This window comes from Ochrobactrum quorumnocens (genome assembly GCF_002278035.1).
Lineage (GTDB): Bacteria > Pseudomonadota > Alphaproteobacteria > Rhizobiales > Rhizobiaceae > Brucella > Brucella quorumnocens.
The window spans coordinates 2072976-2089093 of the sequence record NZ_CP022604.1 but is presented as its reverse complement, the minus strand read 5'-3'; the positions used below and the strand labels follow the sequence as shown (position 1 = coordinate 2089093).

The window sequence follows — 16118 nt, the reverse complement described above, 5'->3', positions numbered from 1 at the left end:
TGCTTCCCATGCGTGCGGCGTTTCGCGGCCTGAACCGGCTGCGAAACCTGTTTGCTTTTGTCGCGCTTCTGTTCGCGGTCTTTGCGGCGGTGGGTGCAAATGCGCAGGACACGGCAAAGCCTGCGCAAGTTTTGACCGGGCGCGTGGTTGATGCAGCCGGTATTATTGACCCGACAGCACGGCAGCAACTCACGCAAAAACTCGCCGATTTTGAAGCGAAATCGTCCGATCAAGTGGTGGTGGTGACGGTTCCGAGCCTGAACGGCGAGGATATCGAAACCTATTCCAATCGCTTGTTCAGGGCCTGGGCGCTGGGTCAACGCCAGGAAAATAATGGCATCCTGCTGGTCGTAGCACCCAATGATCGAAAAGTGCGCATTGAGGTCGGATATGGCCTCGAAGGCACGATGACGGATGCGCTTTCGAGCGTCATCATCAATGGTACGATCATTCCGGCGTTTCGCACCGGAGATTATTCCGGTGGTGTGGTTCAAGGCGTTGACGGGATTTTGTCGGTGCTTTCCGGTGATGCAGCTGAGCTTGAAGCGCGTGCAAAACGCAACGTTCAGACAAGTTCTGGTTCCGACGACGTCGATTGGATTTTTGTCGTTTTCATCACTTTTTGGTGCCTGATCTTCTTCGGAGGCTTTGGCATGGCGATCCTGACGCCAATCTTTGGGCGCAAGATCGGTCCCGGTAAGTATCGCTGGCTGGGTATGGTGGTCGATTTCAACTCACGCGGCGGGTCTGGCGGCGGCGGTTTCTCCGGCGGTGGCGGTGGATGGTCATCAGGCGGTAGTGGCGGTGGCGGCTTTTCTGGCGGCGGTGGTTCGTCAGGCGGCGGCGGCGCTTCGGGTAGCTGGTAGGGGAGGAATCTGTGACAGGTAAAAACCTAATCGGCGGACAAGATCACAAGCGTATCGCTCATGCGATCCGCGATGCCGAGGCCAATACGAGCGGCGAAATCTATGCCGTTCTGGCGCGTTCCAGTGATGATTATTTCTTTGCTGCGGGCTTCGTTGCAACCTGCGGCATTCTCATAACCTCGGTCATTCTTGCATTTCTCGCGCATTGGTACTGGTTCGATATCCGGCTACCGATGTTTGGTCTCGCTATTCTGGCGGCTTTCATTTCGGCGATGCTGGTTCTCTGGTTTCTGCCTTCGATCCGTATGTTGCTGGTGCCGCGCCGCATTCGCTATAAACGCGCCCATCTCAATGCATTGCAGCAGTTTTTAGCGCGCAATGTACACATCACAGAACACCGCACCGGCATCCTGCTTTTTGTCTCTATGGCGGAGCATTACGCCGAGGTTATCGCCGATGCAGGCATTCACGCGCGGGTCGAGCAGGAAGAATGGAATGGGATTGTTGCAACCCTCATCCATCATGCTTCACGCAAGGAGGTAGCCGAAGGTTTCGTATTGGCCATTGGTCAGGCAGGCTTGTTGCTGGAGAAACATTTCCCCGCTGGTGACAATGATATCAACGAGCTGGACGATCATTTGATCGAGCTTTGATCGGGATTTTCACGGCTCAGATTCGCCCCTGATTTGTGGCAAAATTTAGCTGTTATGACGCTTACGTAAACCTGTTGTGTCACCTGAAGTGTGATTGACGCGAAGCGAAACGGCATATTTCGAAATTTCCCGGAGAGTTTTCGAAGTTTTGTTCCAAATTAAATGGATTAGATGCGAGTTTTCTGACTTTCACGGAATTTTTTGGTTGTTTTCAACGATTTGTCATCGAAACGGATACCCAATCTGCTAGTTTGGCGCGCATTGCCATCATGACAGGAGTATCCGACGTGACTGCAAAGCAGGATCGGTCGAGCAAAATTAAAGGTTCCAAGGCAAGCAAGGAGGAGAGGAAGGGAGGAAAGTCAAAGGCGCTAACCGCGTTTTCGCAGCTTCTCTTCGAATGGGCTCCGCCCGAAGATCTTGCGGCCTACGATGCTGCAGCGCTCGATAAATCTGCCCAATATGGCTACGAGGCGCTTCAATCCTATCGTAAGGGCAAGAGTATTATCAGCGTCGATAACAGCATCGAACGCCATGGTCGCCCCGTCAGCGTCATCACCATCGTCAACGACAATATGCCGTTCCTGCTCGACTCAATCATGGGTGAGCTGAACGATCATGTCAGCCAGATTTTTATGGTCGTGCACCCGGTTTTCGATATCGAGCGGGAAAAAGACGACCTCACCATTCTAGGCGAAGCATCGCAGCTCGCACCCGCCAAGGGCGTTGAGCGCGTAAGCCTTGTGCAGATTCATCTGCCAGCACTCGACAAGCAGGCGAAAGCTAATCTGACCGCCGCGATCAAGCGTGTGCTCGGACAAGTCCGTTCCGCTGTCAGCGACTGGAAGCCGATGATGAAGCGCCTTGATGGCGCTATCGCCGATTACAAGCGGGTTCAGGAATTGACGGGTAATGCCGCAATGCCGGAAGCAATCGCCTTTCTCGAATGGCTGCGCGATGATCGTTTCATCTTCCTCGGCATGCGTGAGCTGACCTTCAAGGGCAAGGGTGACAACCGCGAACTGGTTCCTGTCAAGGAAACACTGGGTATCCTGAACGACAGCGAAGTGCGTATCCTCCGCAAGGATGACGACGACACGGTGACACCACGCGAAATCACTGACTTCCTCGACAGCAATGAACCGCTGATCGTGACCAAGGCAAATTCGCTTTCGCTGGTCCATCGCCGGTCTTATCTTGATTATGTCGGCGTGAAGATTTTTGGTCCGAAAGGTGAAGCCATCGGCGAACTTCGTCTCGTCGGACTGTTCACCTCCGTTGCCTACACGAGCTCGGTCGCGGGTATTCCTTTCATTCGCTCCAAAGCCGACGCAGTTATCAAGCATCTCGGCTTTAACCGCGAAGACCATTCGGGCAAGGCACTTATCAATGTGCTTGAAGAGTATCCACGCGATGAGCTTTTCCAGATCGATACGGAAAGCCTGACGGCCAATGCCGAACTGATCCTGGCATTGGGTGAGCGTCCGCGTGTGCGTGCTGTTCCGCGCCTTGATCGCTTTGGCCGCTTCGCAACTGTGCTGGTCTACATCCCGCGTGACCGTTATGACTCGGTCGTGCGTGAGAAGATCGGTCGTTATCTCGTCGAGATTTACAGTGGTGACAGCTTCGAATTCCATCCGGTTTTTCTGCAAAACGGCCTGACCCGTGTGCAGTTCGTCATCCGCCGTCATGAGCGCTCGACGCCACATGTGGATCGCGAAGAACTGGAGGCGGAAGTGCGTGCCATCGTGCGCACTTGGGAAGACGCGGTGCGCGAAAGCTCGGATAGTGCGGATGCGAAGACTGTCGCATTAGCTGCAAGCTTCCCGCAATCTTATCGAGAAATCTTCACTGCACCTGAAGCCCTGATTGACGCAGAGCGCATAGCTGGCCTCAGTGCCGAGGCACCGCTTTTCGTGGACTTCTATCGCTATCGCACCGATGGGCCGGATGCGGTTTCGCTGAAGCTTTATCATCATGGTGCGCCGGTTGTGTTGTCGCAGCGGGTGCCGCTTCTGGAAAACATGGGCTTCCGTGTCGTCAGTGAGCAGACCATTGATTTGCCGCAAGCAGGCAAAGACAGCGCTCCGGTCTATGTCCATGATATGCAGCTTGTGAACGCCTATGGTGCTCCGGTCGATCTGTCTGACGATGGCGAGATGCTGGAAGATGTGTTCCGCAATGTCTGGGATGGGCTGGCGGATAATGACGGCTATAACGCACTGGTGCAGACAGCACGTCTGACCGCGCGCCAGATCATGATCCTGCGCTCTTATGGCCGTTATCTGCAACAGGCAGGTATCGCCTATTCGCAGGGCTTTATCGCAGCCGCATTAAACCGCTATCCAGAAATCGCCAGCGACCTTTATTCGCTGTTTGACTTGCGCTTTAACCCATCGGCCAAGCGTCGCGAATCTGCAGAAAAGAAGCTGGTTGATGGTATCGAAACGGCACTGCTCGGAGTACCGAGCATTGATGACGACCAGATACTGCGTCGTTTCCGTAATCTGATCGAAGCCACGTTACGTACCAATGCCTATCAGCCGGATGGCGAAGGCAAGCCACGCGTGACCTTTGCGTTCAAGCTCAATCCACGGCTTGTGGAAGGGCTGCCTGATCCGCGTCCATATCGCGAAATCTTTGTTTATGGTCCTGAAGTGGAAGGCGTTCACCTTCGCTTTGGCGCCGTTGCGCGCGGTGGCCTACGCTGGTCAGACCGAGCACAAGATTACCGCACAGAAGTCCTGGGCCTTGTGAAGGCCCAGCAGGTCAAGAATGCGGTGATTGTGCCAGTGGGTGCCAAAGGCGGCTTCTATCCGAAGCGTCTGCCGGTTGGCGGCGATCGCAATGCGGTGTTCGAAGCCGGTCGTGATGCCTATAAGGTTTTCATCTCCACGCTTCTGTCGGTCACCGATAACATCCATGACAATGATGTTGTGCCGCCTGCGGAAGTCGTGCGTCATGACAATGACGATCCTTATTTCGTTGTTGCTGCCGACAAAGGCACAGCTACCTTCTCGGATACAGCTAACGCGATCAGTCAGGCGCACGATTTCTGGCTGGACGATGCTTTCGCATCGGGCGGCTCTGCCGGTTACGACCACAAGGGCATGGCGATTACCGCGCGTGGAGCATGGGAAGCCGTGAAGCGGCATTTCCGTGAGTTCGACAAGGATATTCAGACCGAGCCGTTCACGGTTGCGGGTGTGGGCGATATGTCGGGCGACGTGTTCGGTAATGGTATGTTGTTGTCGGAGCAGATCAGGCTTGTTGCCGCATTTGATCATCGCGACATCTTCATCGATCCCGATCCGGTTCCTGCAGACGGTTTTGCAGAGCGCAAGCGTCTGTTCGATCTGCCGCGTTCAAGCTGGCAGGATTATGATCGTTCGAAGCTTTCGGCTGGTGGTGGCGTCTATAGTCGCAGCCAGAAGACGATTACCCTGTCGGCAGAAGCTGCAAAAGCTATCGGCCTTAGCAAAACCACAGCATCACCTCAGGAGATTATGACGACGATCCTGAAGGCGCAGGTCGATCTTCTGTGGTTCGGCGGCATTGGTACCTATATCCGTTCGACGGCGGAAACGGATGCTCAGGTTGGTGACCGAGCCAATGATGCAATTCGTATCACGGGTTCTGAAGTGCGGGCGCGGGTGATTGGCGAAGGTGCAAATCTTGGCGTCACGCAGCGCGGCCGTATCGAATATGCGCTTACTGGCGGCCGCAGCAATACCGACGCTATCGACAATTCAGCAGGCGTGAATTGCTCGGACGTCGAGGTCAACATCAAGATCGCACTGGCCGCGGCAATGCGTTCGGGTAAGTTGAAGCGTCCTGCACGCGACAAGCTGCTGGTAAGCATGACGGATGAGGTTTCGGAGCTGGTGCTGCGTAACAATTATCTGCAGCCGCTCGCGCTTTCCTTGAGCGAACGTCAGGGCCTTACAGAGCTGCCTTATCAGGCACGCTTCATGGCCGAGCTGGAAACCCGAAAGCTGCTTGACCGCAAGGTTGAGTATCTGCCTTCGGATGCGCTTCTGAATGAACGCCAGAAATCTGGTCAACCGCTGACACGTCCAGAACTTGCTGTGTTGCTTGCCTATGCCAAACTGTCGTTATCGGATGATCTGGTAGCAAGCAGGCTTCCGGACGAGCCTTATTTTGATCAGCTGCTGTTCGGTTATTTCCCCAAGCGCATGGTCAAAAACTATGCCGAGGAAATTTCCAACCACCGTCTGAAGCGGGAAATTGTTGCTACTTTGCTGGCTAATGATGTCATCAATCGTGGGGGCATCACCTTCATCAGCCGTCTGGCTGATACGACGGGCAAGTCGGCTGCCGATATCGTGCGGGCTTATGTGGCAGTGCGTGATGGCTTCGAGATCAATGCGATTTATGATGCCATCGATGCGCTTGATAACAAGGTGACGGGCGATGTGCAGAACCAGTTCTATCATCTGGTTGGTGAAATGCTGCTGTCGACCACCGCTTGGGTGCTCCGCAACGATACAACGCGAGCCAATCTCACAGAACTAGTGAACACGATCACGACGGCACGTGCAGCTCTTGAGCCACGCTTCGATGGCCTGATGCCAGACTACCTCATCGAGGCCGTACAGGCAGACAAGGCAGCCTTCGTCGAGAAGGGCGCGCCTGAGAAGCTTGCTCAGCGTCTGGCCAATCTGCAGCTTGCAGGCATCATGCCAGATATTGCTTTGATTGCGCATCTTGCGTCTGCTGATCTGGTGGCGACCGCCAAGACCTATTTTGGTGTATCGGAAGCCTTCCGCATCGGTCGTATCGAGGAAGCGGCACGTACCATCCCCGTCACAGATTATTATGACGGTCTGGCATTGTCGCGTGCGAGCGATACGATCACGCAAGCGGCACGTGGTATCACGATTGCAGCGCTCAAGAAGCACGGGAAGGATAAGGATCCGGCGGCAACATGGTTCGCTGAAGATGCAGCACGCATCGATCAGGTCAAGAACCGTATGGTCGCTTTGACCGAGGGCGGTGATCTGACCGTGTCTCGGCTGGCCGTTGCTGCGGGGCTTATGTCTGATTTAACTCAGTAAGGCACGACAACTCTGGGTTAAAGGGGCGGCTTCGGTCGCCCCTTTTTGTTTATTGTGGGCTTTAGCAGCGCAGTATAAGGTCCAGCTTAATTATGAAGGAGCAGCTTCAAGCATCGGGGGCAAGGAGCAATTCATTGAGCGATCAATCTGTGAGCGCGAGAGGCTATGCTTCTCGACGCGGCGTATGGGGCTGGATATTTTTCGACTGGGCGGCACAGCCCTTTTTTACAGTTGTCATCACTTTTATCTTCGGCCCTTATTTCATTTCACGCATGGCTGAAACGCCTGAGGCGGGGCAGATTGCCTGGGGCTATGGCTTTGCTGCGGCAGGCTTTGCCATCGCAATTCTATCACCCATTCTGGGTTCTATTGCCGACCAGACCGGTGCGCGAAAGCCTTGGATCGCGTTCTTTGCGGTTCTCAAGATCGTCAGTCTGATGACGCTTTGGTTTGCAGTACCCGGAGCCAATCTGTTCTGGGTATTGCTTGCCTTCAGCATAGCGATGGTTTCTGCGGAATTTTCTATTGTCTTCAACGATTCCATGATGCCACGTCTTGTGCCGCGTGAGGATATAGGCAGAGTTTCCAATCTCGCTTGGGGACTTGGTTATCTGGGCGGCATGATTGTTTTGATCTTCGTCGTCTTTTGTCTTGCGGCTTCACCTGAAACCGGCAAAACGATCATCGGTATGAAACCCCTCTTTGGGTTGGACCCGGTCCAGGGAGAAGATGCCCGTATCACGGGGCCGATTTCCGCCATCTGGTATCTGATTTTCGTTCTGCCGATGTTTTTGTTCACACCCGATCAGGCGCGTGGAAAGCCTCTGCGACAGGCACTCGGCAAAGGTCTGTCGGAGTTAAAGGCGACATTGGGCGAAGTACGCAGGCGTCCAGGCGTTGCACGGTTTCTGATTGCCCGCATGATTTATCAGGATGGCGTCAATGCCATCATTGCCTTAGGTGCAGGCTATGCCGCGTCAATGTTCCATTGGTCGATCACGGAGATCGGTCTTTTCGGCATGATAACCAATGTCATGGCGATTTTCAGTTGCCTTGTTGCGAGCCGCATGGATGCGCGTTTTGGCTCCAAAGTGATCGCGATGATTTCACTCGTATTGCTGTTTCTCGCTTCCATCGGCATTGTTTCGACTGGAAAGGATTACATGCTGTTTGGCATGGTGGCACTGGAGTATACGGCCGCTCAGGGATTGTTCGCGACCGCTGCCGAGCATGCCTATCTGATTTACGGCATCATGATGGGGGCAGCCTTTGGCCCAGTGCAGGCGTCGTCCCGCTCGTGGTTCGCACGCAGTATCAAGCCGGAAGAGTCGGGTCGATATTTTGGCATCTATGCGTTGGCCGGAAGAGCGACAAGCTTCCTCGGCCCGTTCCTGGTGGCAAGTGTTACGGCACTCACGCATTCAGCGCCATTGGGTATGTCGGTATTGGTATTGTTTTTTGCCGTTGGTTTGGTGCTGACTGCGAGAACCCCATATCCTGCGGACAGATAAGGAACGCAGCGCGCCAAGCGCGCTGCTTTTAAACGCTCACATCATGCCTGCGGCTTTGGCACAGGCAATGGCGACAAGCCCGCCAACTACGGGTGCTGCAACGGGCACCCAGGCATAGGACCAATCCGAACCGCCTTTACCCGGAATGGGCAAGAGAGCATGCGCAATGCGTGGCCCGAGGTCGCGCGCTGGATTAATTGCATAGCCGGTGGGGCCGCCCAGCGAAACGCCAAGCGCCCAGACAAGCAGGCCAACCATCAGCGGACCCAGTACGCCTGTTGCACCAACAGCCTTTGTACCAATGGCAATGACCACGAATACAAGCACGAAGCTGCCTATGATTTCAGTGATGAAATTGGCCGGGATGTTGCGGATGGCCGGGCCTGTGCTGAAAACAGCAAGCTTGATACCCTTGTCTTCAGTGGGTTTCCAATGGGGTAAATAGGCAAGATAAACGAGTACCGCTCCTGCGAATGCACCAAGCATTTGTGCGGCTATGTAAGGCAGTACATCAACAGCGGGAAACGTACCTGCAGCATATAAGGCCAATGTTACAGCGGGATTGAGATGGCCTGCGGCACCTGCTGAAACCGCAACCATGACACCACACAGAACAGCAAAGCCCCAGCCTGCCGTAATCACAATCCAGCCAGAGTTCTGACCTTTGGATTTAGCGAGAAGCACATTGGCGACGACGCCGTCGCCCAGCAGGATAAGCACCATTGTGCCGAGAAACTCTCCGATAAAGCCATGACTCATTATCTGCTCCGAGAATAATTTGATGCTGAAAAGCTGTCCGGTGGGCAGCAACGCTCACCGGCTGTCTAAAAATATATTTTGCTATCATGCGACGGCCGATTGATCCGGCCGGTTTCATAAACCTCAATCGACCCAGTTGAGCGAGCGCTGAACGGCCTTTTCCCACGAGGTGAACAGGCGGGTTCGTTCCTTTGATGTCATCTTGGGATGCCAGCGCTGACCGACTTGCCAGTTTTCGATAATGTCGTTTGTCGATCTCCAGTAGCCAACGGCAAGACCAGCCGCATAGGCTGCTCCAAGTGCTGTGGTTTCGATGATCTTGGGACGCACGACAGGTACATTCAGGATGTCGGACTGGAACTGCATGAGAAGCTCGTTGATGGTCATGCCGCCATCGGCGCGTAATTCGGTGATTTCGACACCAGAGTCCTTCACCATGGCTTCCAGCACTTCGCGGACTTGATAGCAGCTTGCTTCGAGTGCTGCGCGGGCAATATGGCCCTTGTTTGCAAAGCGGGTCAGACCGGCAATGATGCCACGCGCGGAATCTTCCCAGCGCGGTGCGTAAAGGCCGGAGAAGGCAGGAACAAAATAGACATCGCCATTGTCTTCGACGGTGCGCGCCAGTGTTTCAATGTCGCCACTGGTTTTGATGATGCCGAGATTATCACGCATCCATTGCACCAGTGCGCCGGTGATCGCGATGGAGCCTTCCAGCGCATAGACCGGCTTTTGGTCACCAAGCTGATAGGCAATAGTCGTTAGAAGCCCGTAGGTGGATGGAACCAGTTTCTCGCCGGTATTCATCAGCATGAAGCAGCCGGTGCCATAGGTGTTCTTGGCTTCGCCTGGCTCAAGGCAGGCCTGACCGAAAAGGGCTGCCTGCTGATCGCCTAGAATGCCTGCAAGCTTGACATTGACAAGCGCGGGTAGGGTAATCTCGCCATAGATTTCACTGGAAGAACGAATTTCCGGCAGGCAAGCTGCGGGAATATCGAATATCCGCAGGAGTTCCTCGTCCCATTCGAGCGTAGACAAGTCCATCAACTGCGTGCGTGACGCATTGGTTACGTCGGTGATGTGAATGCCGCCTTTTGTGCCGCCGGTGAGGTTCCAGACAAGCCAGCTATCCATCGTGCCGAACAGCGCATCGCCTGCTTCTGCCTTCTCGCGCACACCGGGAACATTATCGAGTATCCAGCGCAGTTTAAGGCCTGAGAAATAAGTCGAGATCGGCAGTCCGGTCTTATCGCGGAGACGATCTGCGCCGCCATCTTTCGCAAAATGATCGACCAGCTCGTCCGTGCGTGTGTCCATCCAGACAATGGCGTTGTAAAGTGGTGTGCCGGTTTTCCTGTCCCACAAAAGCGTGGTTTCGCGCTGGTTGGTGATGCCGACCGATGCGATATCGGAAGCTTTGAGGTTGGCTTTCTTCAAGGTCGCGGCGATGACATGCTGCGTGTTGCGCCAGATTTCATTGGCGCTGTGTTCCACCCAGCCAGCCTTCGGGTAAATCTGCTCGTGTTCTCGCTGGTCCATGGCGATAATGTCGCCGTTCCGGTCAAAAATGATAAAACGTGAACTGGTGGTTCCCTGATCGATGGAACCGACGAACTGTGTCATTTACTATGCTCCTCCCGCTCGAATGGCAGAGATCTTGTCAGGATGCGAATATGTATGTCCGTTGCAACCCATTTTCGCTAATTTCGAATGAATATATGCGTCTCTCCAAAAGCCACTGTGCTCTTTTTGAGCAGGTGGCCACTTCAACATAATTCAGGCCCGTATTGCAGCACTCCCAATGCTTTTTTACTGACATCCCTTATTTCATTTATACGTTAAATGAACTTAATCGAAATAATATGAATATCAAACGAAAGCAATAGGGGTATTTTAGAGCGATTATCCCGCCTCTTTGATAAGATTTGCAGGCTAATTAATAGGGTGCACTTTCGTTTGCGAAAATGTACCCAGCTTACCAAGAACTCAAAGAAAAAGCCCCGGCAACATAGTGTTGCCGGGGCTTTTGCGTTCAATATAGATTGCTGTATTAGTGACGGAAGTGACGCATACCGGTCATCACCATGGCAATGCCATGTTCGTCAGCCGCAGCAATGACTTCATCGTCACGCATCGAGCCACCCGGCTGGATAACCGCCGTGGCGCCTGCCTGGACAGCAGACAGCAGACCATCGGCAAACGGGAAGAACGCGTCGGAAGCGACAACACAGCCCTTGGTCAGCGGCTCTGCAAGACCAGCTGCTTCGGCTGCATCTTCAGCCTTGCGGGCAGCGATACGAGCTGAATCTACACGGCTCATCTGGCCTGCGCCGATGCCGACCGTTGCGCCGTTCTTAACGTAAACGATAGCGTTCGACTTCACGTGCTTGCCAACGCGGAAAGCAAACTTCATGTCGTTGAGTTCGGCTTCGCTTGGGGAGCGCTTGGTCACGACTTTCAGATCAAGATCGTCAACGACGCCATTGTCGCGCGACTGAACCAGCAGGCCGCCAGCAACTGTCTTGGCCGCAATGCCTTTGGCGCGCGGGTCAGGCAGTCCACCTGTTACCAGAAGACGCAGGTTCTTCTTGGCCGCAACGATAGCCTGTGCGCCTTCGGTCGCGTCTGGTGCGATGATGACTTCGGTGAAAATCTTGACGATTTCTTCGGCTGCAGCCTCATCAAGTGTTTTATTAAGCGCAACAATACCGCCGAAGGCTGAAACCGGATCGCAGGCCAGTGCCTTGAGATAGGCTTCGGTGATGGTTGCAGCTTCTGCCACGCCGCAAGGATTGGCGTGCTTGATGATGGCAACGGCTGCGGTGCGGGCCGGGTCAAACTCGGCAACGAGTTCGAAAGCCGCATCGGTGTCATTGATGTTGTTATAGGAAAGCTGCTTGCCCTGAAGCTGGGTTGCTGTGGCAACACCAGGGCGCTGTTCGCCGGTCAGGTAAAAGCCAGCAGTCTGATGTGGGTTTTCACCATAGCGCATGACAGAGTGCAGCTTGCCAGCAACCGAACGGTGGGTCGGAGTCTCTTCATTGATTGCTTCGGCAAACCAGTTGGAAATGGCTGCATCATAAGCGGCAGTGCGCGAGAATGCCTTGGCTGCGAGCTTTTTACGGAAAGAAATCGGGAGCGATCCTTCGTTCTTTTCGAGCTCGGCTACAACGTCCGCATAGTCAGCCGGATCGACAACGGTTGCCACATAGGCATGGTTCTTTGCCGAAGCGCGGATCATGGCCGGCCCACCAATGTCGATATTTTCAACAGTAGTGTCGTAGTCGCCGCCCTTGAAGCGGACTTCTTCAAACGGATAAAGATTGATGACGGCAAGATCGATACCGCCAATGCCGTGTGCTTCCATGGCTGCGATATGTTCAGGATCGTTGCGCACTGCAAGCAGGCCGCCGTGCACTGATGGGTGCAGCGTCTTCACGCGTCCATCCATGATTTCCGGAAAGCCGGTGACTTCCGAAACGTCCTTTACAGGAATGCCTTCTGCGGCAATCGACTTGGCGGTGCCGCCTGTCGAAAGGATTTCAACGCCGTTTGCGTGAAGTGCTTTGGCGAAATCAATGAGGCCGGTCTTGTCGGACACGGAAAGGAGGGCGCGGCGCACCCGATGAAGATCGGGAGCGGGAATATGCTTGGAGCTGACAGCCATAGGGAGTTGGTCTCTTCGTTGCTGAAACATAAGCGTTCAGGAAGGGTGGACGGCTGCGAGTTAGCACAGGAGAGGAACGAATCATACCTCAAAACACCCGAAAACTGCAGAGATGTGGGTTTCTGTGCTTAAGCCAATCTCTTGTCGACTCTCGAAGGCCGGGGAGTGCAAGAGATTGTTCATAAATCCGTGGGGGCGTGAAGCCAGTTAAGCATAGCTTCCGATGGCGACACGGCTGAATTGCCAGTTCACTTCCGGCAGGTCAGAGGCCGGGAAGGACAACACAATTTGCTTTGATGTCACAGGCCCGCGGAAGCCGGCGAAGAAGATACTGTCTTCCAGCTGTGGCGCCACTTCGAAGCAGGAAAAAGCCCATGTGTCGTCATGGGGCGCACTCAAGATAATCAGACCATTTTCATCAAATGAGATATCGACAGAAGGGTGGATATGAAAACGCACGGCGATGTTATCGCGCCCGTTGGCTTTCAAAGCCTTGGCATCGCCACGATAGAAACGGTCGGCACCCTGAATGACACTGCCATTGTGCGAGAGCACTGCGCGGCGCTCGTGGAAAATTCCAAAAAGCCGAACATAACCGTCATGGCTTGCCATAAACCCTTGTCGGCCCATGTCTTCCACACGATCACGCTGCACTTTGGTCGGTCCCGCAATGATCGGTGTGCCGATCATGTTGGAAAGGCCTGCATTCAAGCTGAAACGGCAGGATGATGTGTCGTTGATGGTTGCGGTCGAGTGTGCGGCGGTCGAGCGTCCCAATGGACGAAATTCCGGTGGACCAAAGCGGTCGACGCCGGAATTGACGATATAGCGCTGACGTCCGGAGGACATTTCAAAGGCGAGACAGCCTGCATGGGCATCGCGCGAAGAGGTAACCGGTGGCGGCAAACCCGTATCTGCAATGATCGTGGTGGAACCCATCGACAGGCGTTCATAACCGGAATAGGGCGCATGGGTCAACGGTGAGCCTGCGGTTTCATCATGGCGCAGAACCGAGATGATGCGTTCCGACATGGTCGGGCCGACGCCGTTGAACAGTGCAAGGCTGCCGTCCTGATGACGGAAGAAACGAAGTGCTGGCAACATACGCTCGACGGCTTCGATCAATGCTTTGGGCGGTGATTCCGTGCCATTGGCGTAGGTCTGGCGCAGCGGCAGAAGGTCAGCCAGCAGTTCGAGAATAGTCAAAGGGTTGCGCGAAACATGGCCGCCGTCAGGCAGGATCTGGCGCTTCAGTTCATATTCGAGATTGCGGCGTGCCGCACGCGCAGTCGGTGGTGAAACCGGGAGCGCGAGGGCTGCAAAAGCCAGTGCGATGCGGGCGCGAAGGCGTTCTTCGCCGTCATCCATGGCCGAAGCCACCGTGCGCAGATAGCGCACCTGCATGGCGAGAGAGCGCATGAATTTGCGGTAAGCGGGCAGTTCAGCGCCCGAAAGAATCAGATTGGAATGCTGCAGCCATGCGATGATGCGTTGCGCTGTGACTTCCGGTGACCATGCCAGTCCGCCAATGCGTCTTCCATAAAGGCGCATCCAGTCATCGAGCAAAGCACGTGCATTGGCAGTGGCAAGCTCGCTGTTGGCGCTTTTGAGGTGACGCAGCCAGCTGAAGCTGTGGAGTGCCGCCTCCCATTCAGGCGTTGGTGGCTCAACGGCAAAAGGCGAAAGCCCGCCCGTTTCGACAAGGCGACCGGCAAGCGCAAAGCGGCCGTGATAGAATTCCTGCGCGAGCTGGGGGTCAGCGACGCGAAGATCGGGCGGGGCGATGAGGATGCGTTCCGGCGTGAAGCCGGTGAAACGCCAGCGATAAAGCGGGCCCATGCGCAGGCGACGGCTGAACCTGCGCCAAGCCTGTGCAACAGCCAGTCCCCAAAGATGCGGGGTTTCGCTCAACGCGACTGCCACCCTCTCGTTCTCCGTATTAAAGTTCATTCTCACTGGACCCGATAAGGCAGGTCCGCCCTTTCATGGCATGATTCATTCGAATGCTGTTTCTGCATCGCGGAATCATGCATTAATAGAATCGTATATAATGGTGAACCGAGTGTTAACCATAACGGACGCAGAGCACCCGCTATGGCAATTTCATCGATTTTGATGGTCTAAAGCCGCGTGATCAGGCCTTGCGCTTGAAACGCGCGGCAAAGAAGCCATCCATTCCGGCCATATGCGGATTTCCACCGAAGTGTTCGGCGGGCAAATCGGCAGGTGTTGAGCGCAGGAAGCCTTCTTTGGTGATCAAGCTTTCAAGGCCGGGGCAATCTTCGAGGGTGATCGGATAGGCTTCAATGACCGGGTTTTTGAGTGCATTGCGGGCCAAGTCCTCGCCTTCCTGCGGATGTAGCGAGCAATTGGAGAACAGCACTGTGCCACCGGGTTTCACAAGCGTGATGGCCTGATCAAGCATTTTGGCCTGAAGGGTCGCAAGCTTCTTGATATCCTGCGGTGTCTTGGTCCACGGCACATCCGGGTGACGGCGGACAGTTCCAGTGGATGAGCAGGGCGCATCGAGCAGCACGGCATCGAACAATGCATCTGGCTTAAAGTCCATCATATTGCTTGAAACCGTGCGGGCTTTAAGGCTCAGACGTTCCAAATTGCCTTCAAGCCGCTTGAGGCGGTTTTCGGACATATCAAGGGCTGTCACATCAGCGCCCTGAATCACAAGCTGTGCAGTCTTTCCACCTGGGGCTGCACAAAGATCAGCCACGCGCTTGCCTTTAATGTCGCCCATCAGGCGCGCAGGTAGGCTTGCGGCGGCATCCTGCACCCACCAGTCACCCTCGGCAAAACCGGGCAGGTCGGTGAGGTTGCCCTCGACTGTCTCAAGACGCACAGAACCGTTAGGCAAGGCTACGCCGCCGAGCTTTTCAGCCCATTCCTTCGGATCACCTTTCACGGTGAAATCGATTGGCGGCTCATAACCATGCATGGTCAAAATGGCTTCGGCTTTTTTCGGGCCATAGGAATCGGTAAGGCTCTTTGAAAACCATTCCGGCACATTTTTTTCAGGCTGCAATGTGTGTTCGAGTGCCCGCTCTTTGTTGCGCGATAGACGGCGCAGAAGAGCGTTTACCAGACCTGCATATTTGCGATTGCGCGGATCGGCATTGGCCGCTTCGACCGCGAGATCGACTGCCGAATGATCGGGCAGGTTGAGGTAGAAAATCTGCGCGATGGCCACATGCAGCAAATGTTTGAGCGCATGTGCATTTTCCGGCAATGGACGGTCGAGGCGCTTGTTGATTGCGCGTTCAATGCTGCCGCGATTACGCAGAGCCGAACCGAGAATGGCGCGAACCAGCGAGCGGTCGCGCGGTTCCAGCGCCAGATATTGCGGATGGCCATGGCTGTTATCAGTGAGGCCGTCGAGCGATGTGTTCTTTTCGATCACCGCACCAAGCAGGCGTGCCGCGCACAAACGCGCCGCAAGGCCCGGCCGTTGTTCGGCGCGGTCTGCGGCGTAATTGTGTGTCTGCGGCTTGTTATTTCCACGCTTTGGCGCAGGTTTCTTATCGTTCACGCTGTTCTACTTTATCTAACGCACATCCTGCTTTCGGGACGCG

At 54.8% G+C, this 16118-nt stretch carries 9 protein-coding genes; 4 read left to right on the top strand and 5 right to left on the bottom strand.

All coding sequences use genetic code 11. The features are described from left to right. Nucleotides 1-8: 8 nt before the first annotated feature. The 4 genes from CES85_RS19610 to CES85_RS19595 all read left to right on the top strand — a co-directional run bounded on the left by CES85_RS19610 (nt 9) and on the right by CES85_RS19595 (nt 8108). Nucleotides 9-866, top strand: coding sequence for a TPM domain-containing protein (locus tag CES85_RS19610; RefSeq protein WP_095447984.1), 858 nt, complete (start codon nt 9-11; stop codon nt 864-866). An 11-nt stretch (nt 867-877) separates the two neighbouring features. Further along, nucleotides 878-1519 (top strand): TPM domain-containing protein, encoded by a 642-nt coding sequence (locus CES85_RS19605; RefSeq protein WP_095447413.1) that lies wholly within the window; start codon nt 878-880, stop codon nt 1517-1519. Nucleotides 1520-1806: 287 nt separating this feature from the next. After that, entirely contained in the window at nt 1807-6597 is a 4791-nt protein-coding gene (locus CES85_RS19600) for an NAD-glutamate dehydrogenase (protein ID WP_095447983.1), read from the top strand. A 134-nt stretch (nt 6598-6731) separates the two neighbouring features. Continuing rightward, nucleotides 6732-8108 carry an MFS transporter gene (locus CES85_RS19595; RefSeq protein WP_434063357.1) on the top strand — a complete coding sequence of 459 codons (1377 nt, stop codon included), beginning with the start codon at nt 6732-6734 and terminating at the stop codon, nt 8106-8108. Between the two features lie 36 nt (nt 8109-8144). Here the strand turns inward: CES85_RS19595 and CES85_RS19590 are convergent, their stop codons facing one another. The 5 genes from CES85_RS19590 to CES85_RS19570 form a co-directional block, all read right to left on the bottom strand. After that, nucleotides 8145-8867: an MIP/aquaporin family protein gene (locus tag CES85_RS19590; RefSeq protein ID WP_095447411.1), complete on the bottom strand. Its 723-nt coding sequence runs from the start codon at nt 8865-8867 to the stop codon at nt 8145-8147. Nucleotides 8868-8990: 123 nt separating this feature from the next. Then, entirely contained in the window at nt 8991-10490 is a 1500-nt protein-coding gene (gene glpK / locus CES85_RS19585) for a glycerol kinase GlpK (protein ID WP_095447410.1), read from the bottom strand. A 427-nt stretch (nt 10491-10917) separates the two neighbouring features. Next, nucleotides 10918-12534 (bottom strand): bifunctional phosphoribosylaminoimidazolecarboxamide formyltransferase/IMP cyclohydrolase, encoded by a 1617-nt coding sequence (purH, locus tag CES85_RS19580; protein WP_095447409.1) that lies wholly within the window; start codon nt 12532-12534, stop codon nt 10918-10920. A 207-nt stretch (nt 12535-12741) separates the two neighbouring features. After that, nucleotides 12742-14484, bottom strand: coding sequence for a heparinase II/III family protein (locus tag CES85_RS19575; protein WP_095447408.1), 1743 nt, complete (start codon nt 14482-14484; stop codon nt 12742-12744). Nucleotides 14485-14668: 184 nt separating this feature from the next. Continuing rightward, nucleotides 14669-16075 (bottom strand): RsmB/NOP family class I SAM-dependent RNA methyltransferase, encoded by a 1407-nt coding sequence (locus tag CES85_RS19570; protein ID WP_095447407.1) that lies wholly within the window; start codon nt 16073-16075, stop codon nt 14669-14671. Nucleotides 16076-16118 lie beyond the last annotated feature (43 nt).

What these genes read in the sequence shown, in the direction of transcription:
- glpK (WP_095447410.1), bottom strand. Translation starts at nt 10,490, where the DNA reads ATGACACAGTTCGTCGGTTCCATCGATCAGGGAACCACCAGTTCACGT.
- CES85_RS19590 (WP_095447411.1), bottom strand. Translation starts at nt 8,867, where the DNA reads ATGAGTCATGGCTTTATCGGAGAGTTTCTCGGCACAATGGTGCTTATC.
- CES85_RS19575 (WP_095447408.1), bottom strand. Translation starts at nt 14,484, where the DNA reads ATGAACTTTAATACGGAGAACGAGAGGGTGGCAGTCGCGTTGAGCGAA.
- CES85_RS19610 (WP_095447984.1), top strand. Translation starts at nt 9, where the DNA reads ATGCGTGCGGCGTTTCGCGGCCTGAACCGGCTGCGAAACCTGTTTGCT.
- purH (WP_095447409.1), bottom strand. Translation starts at nt 12,534, where the DNA reads ATGGCTGTCAGCTCCAAGCATATTCCCGCTCCCGATCTTCATCGGGTG.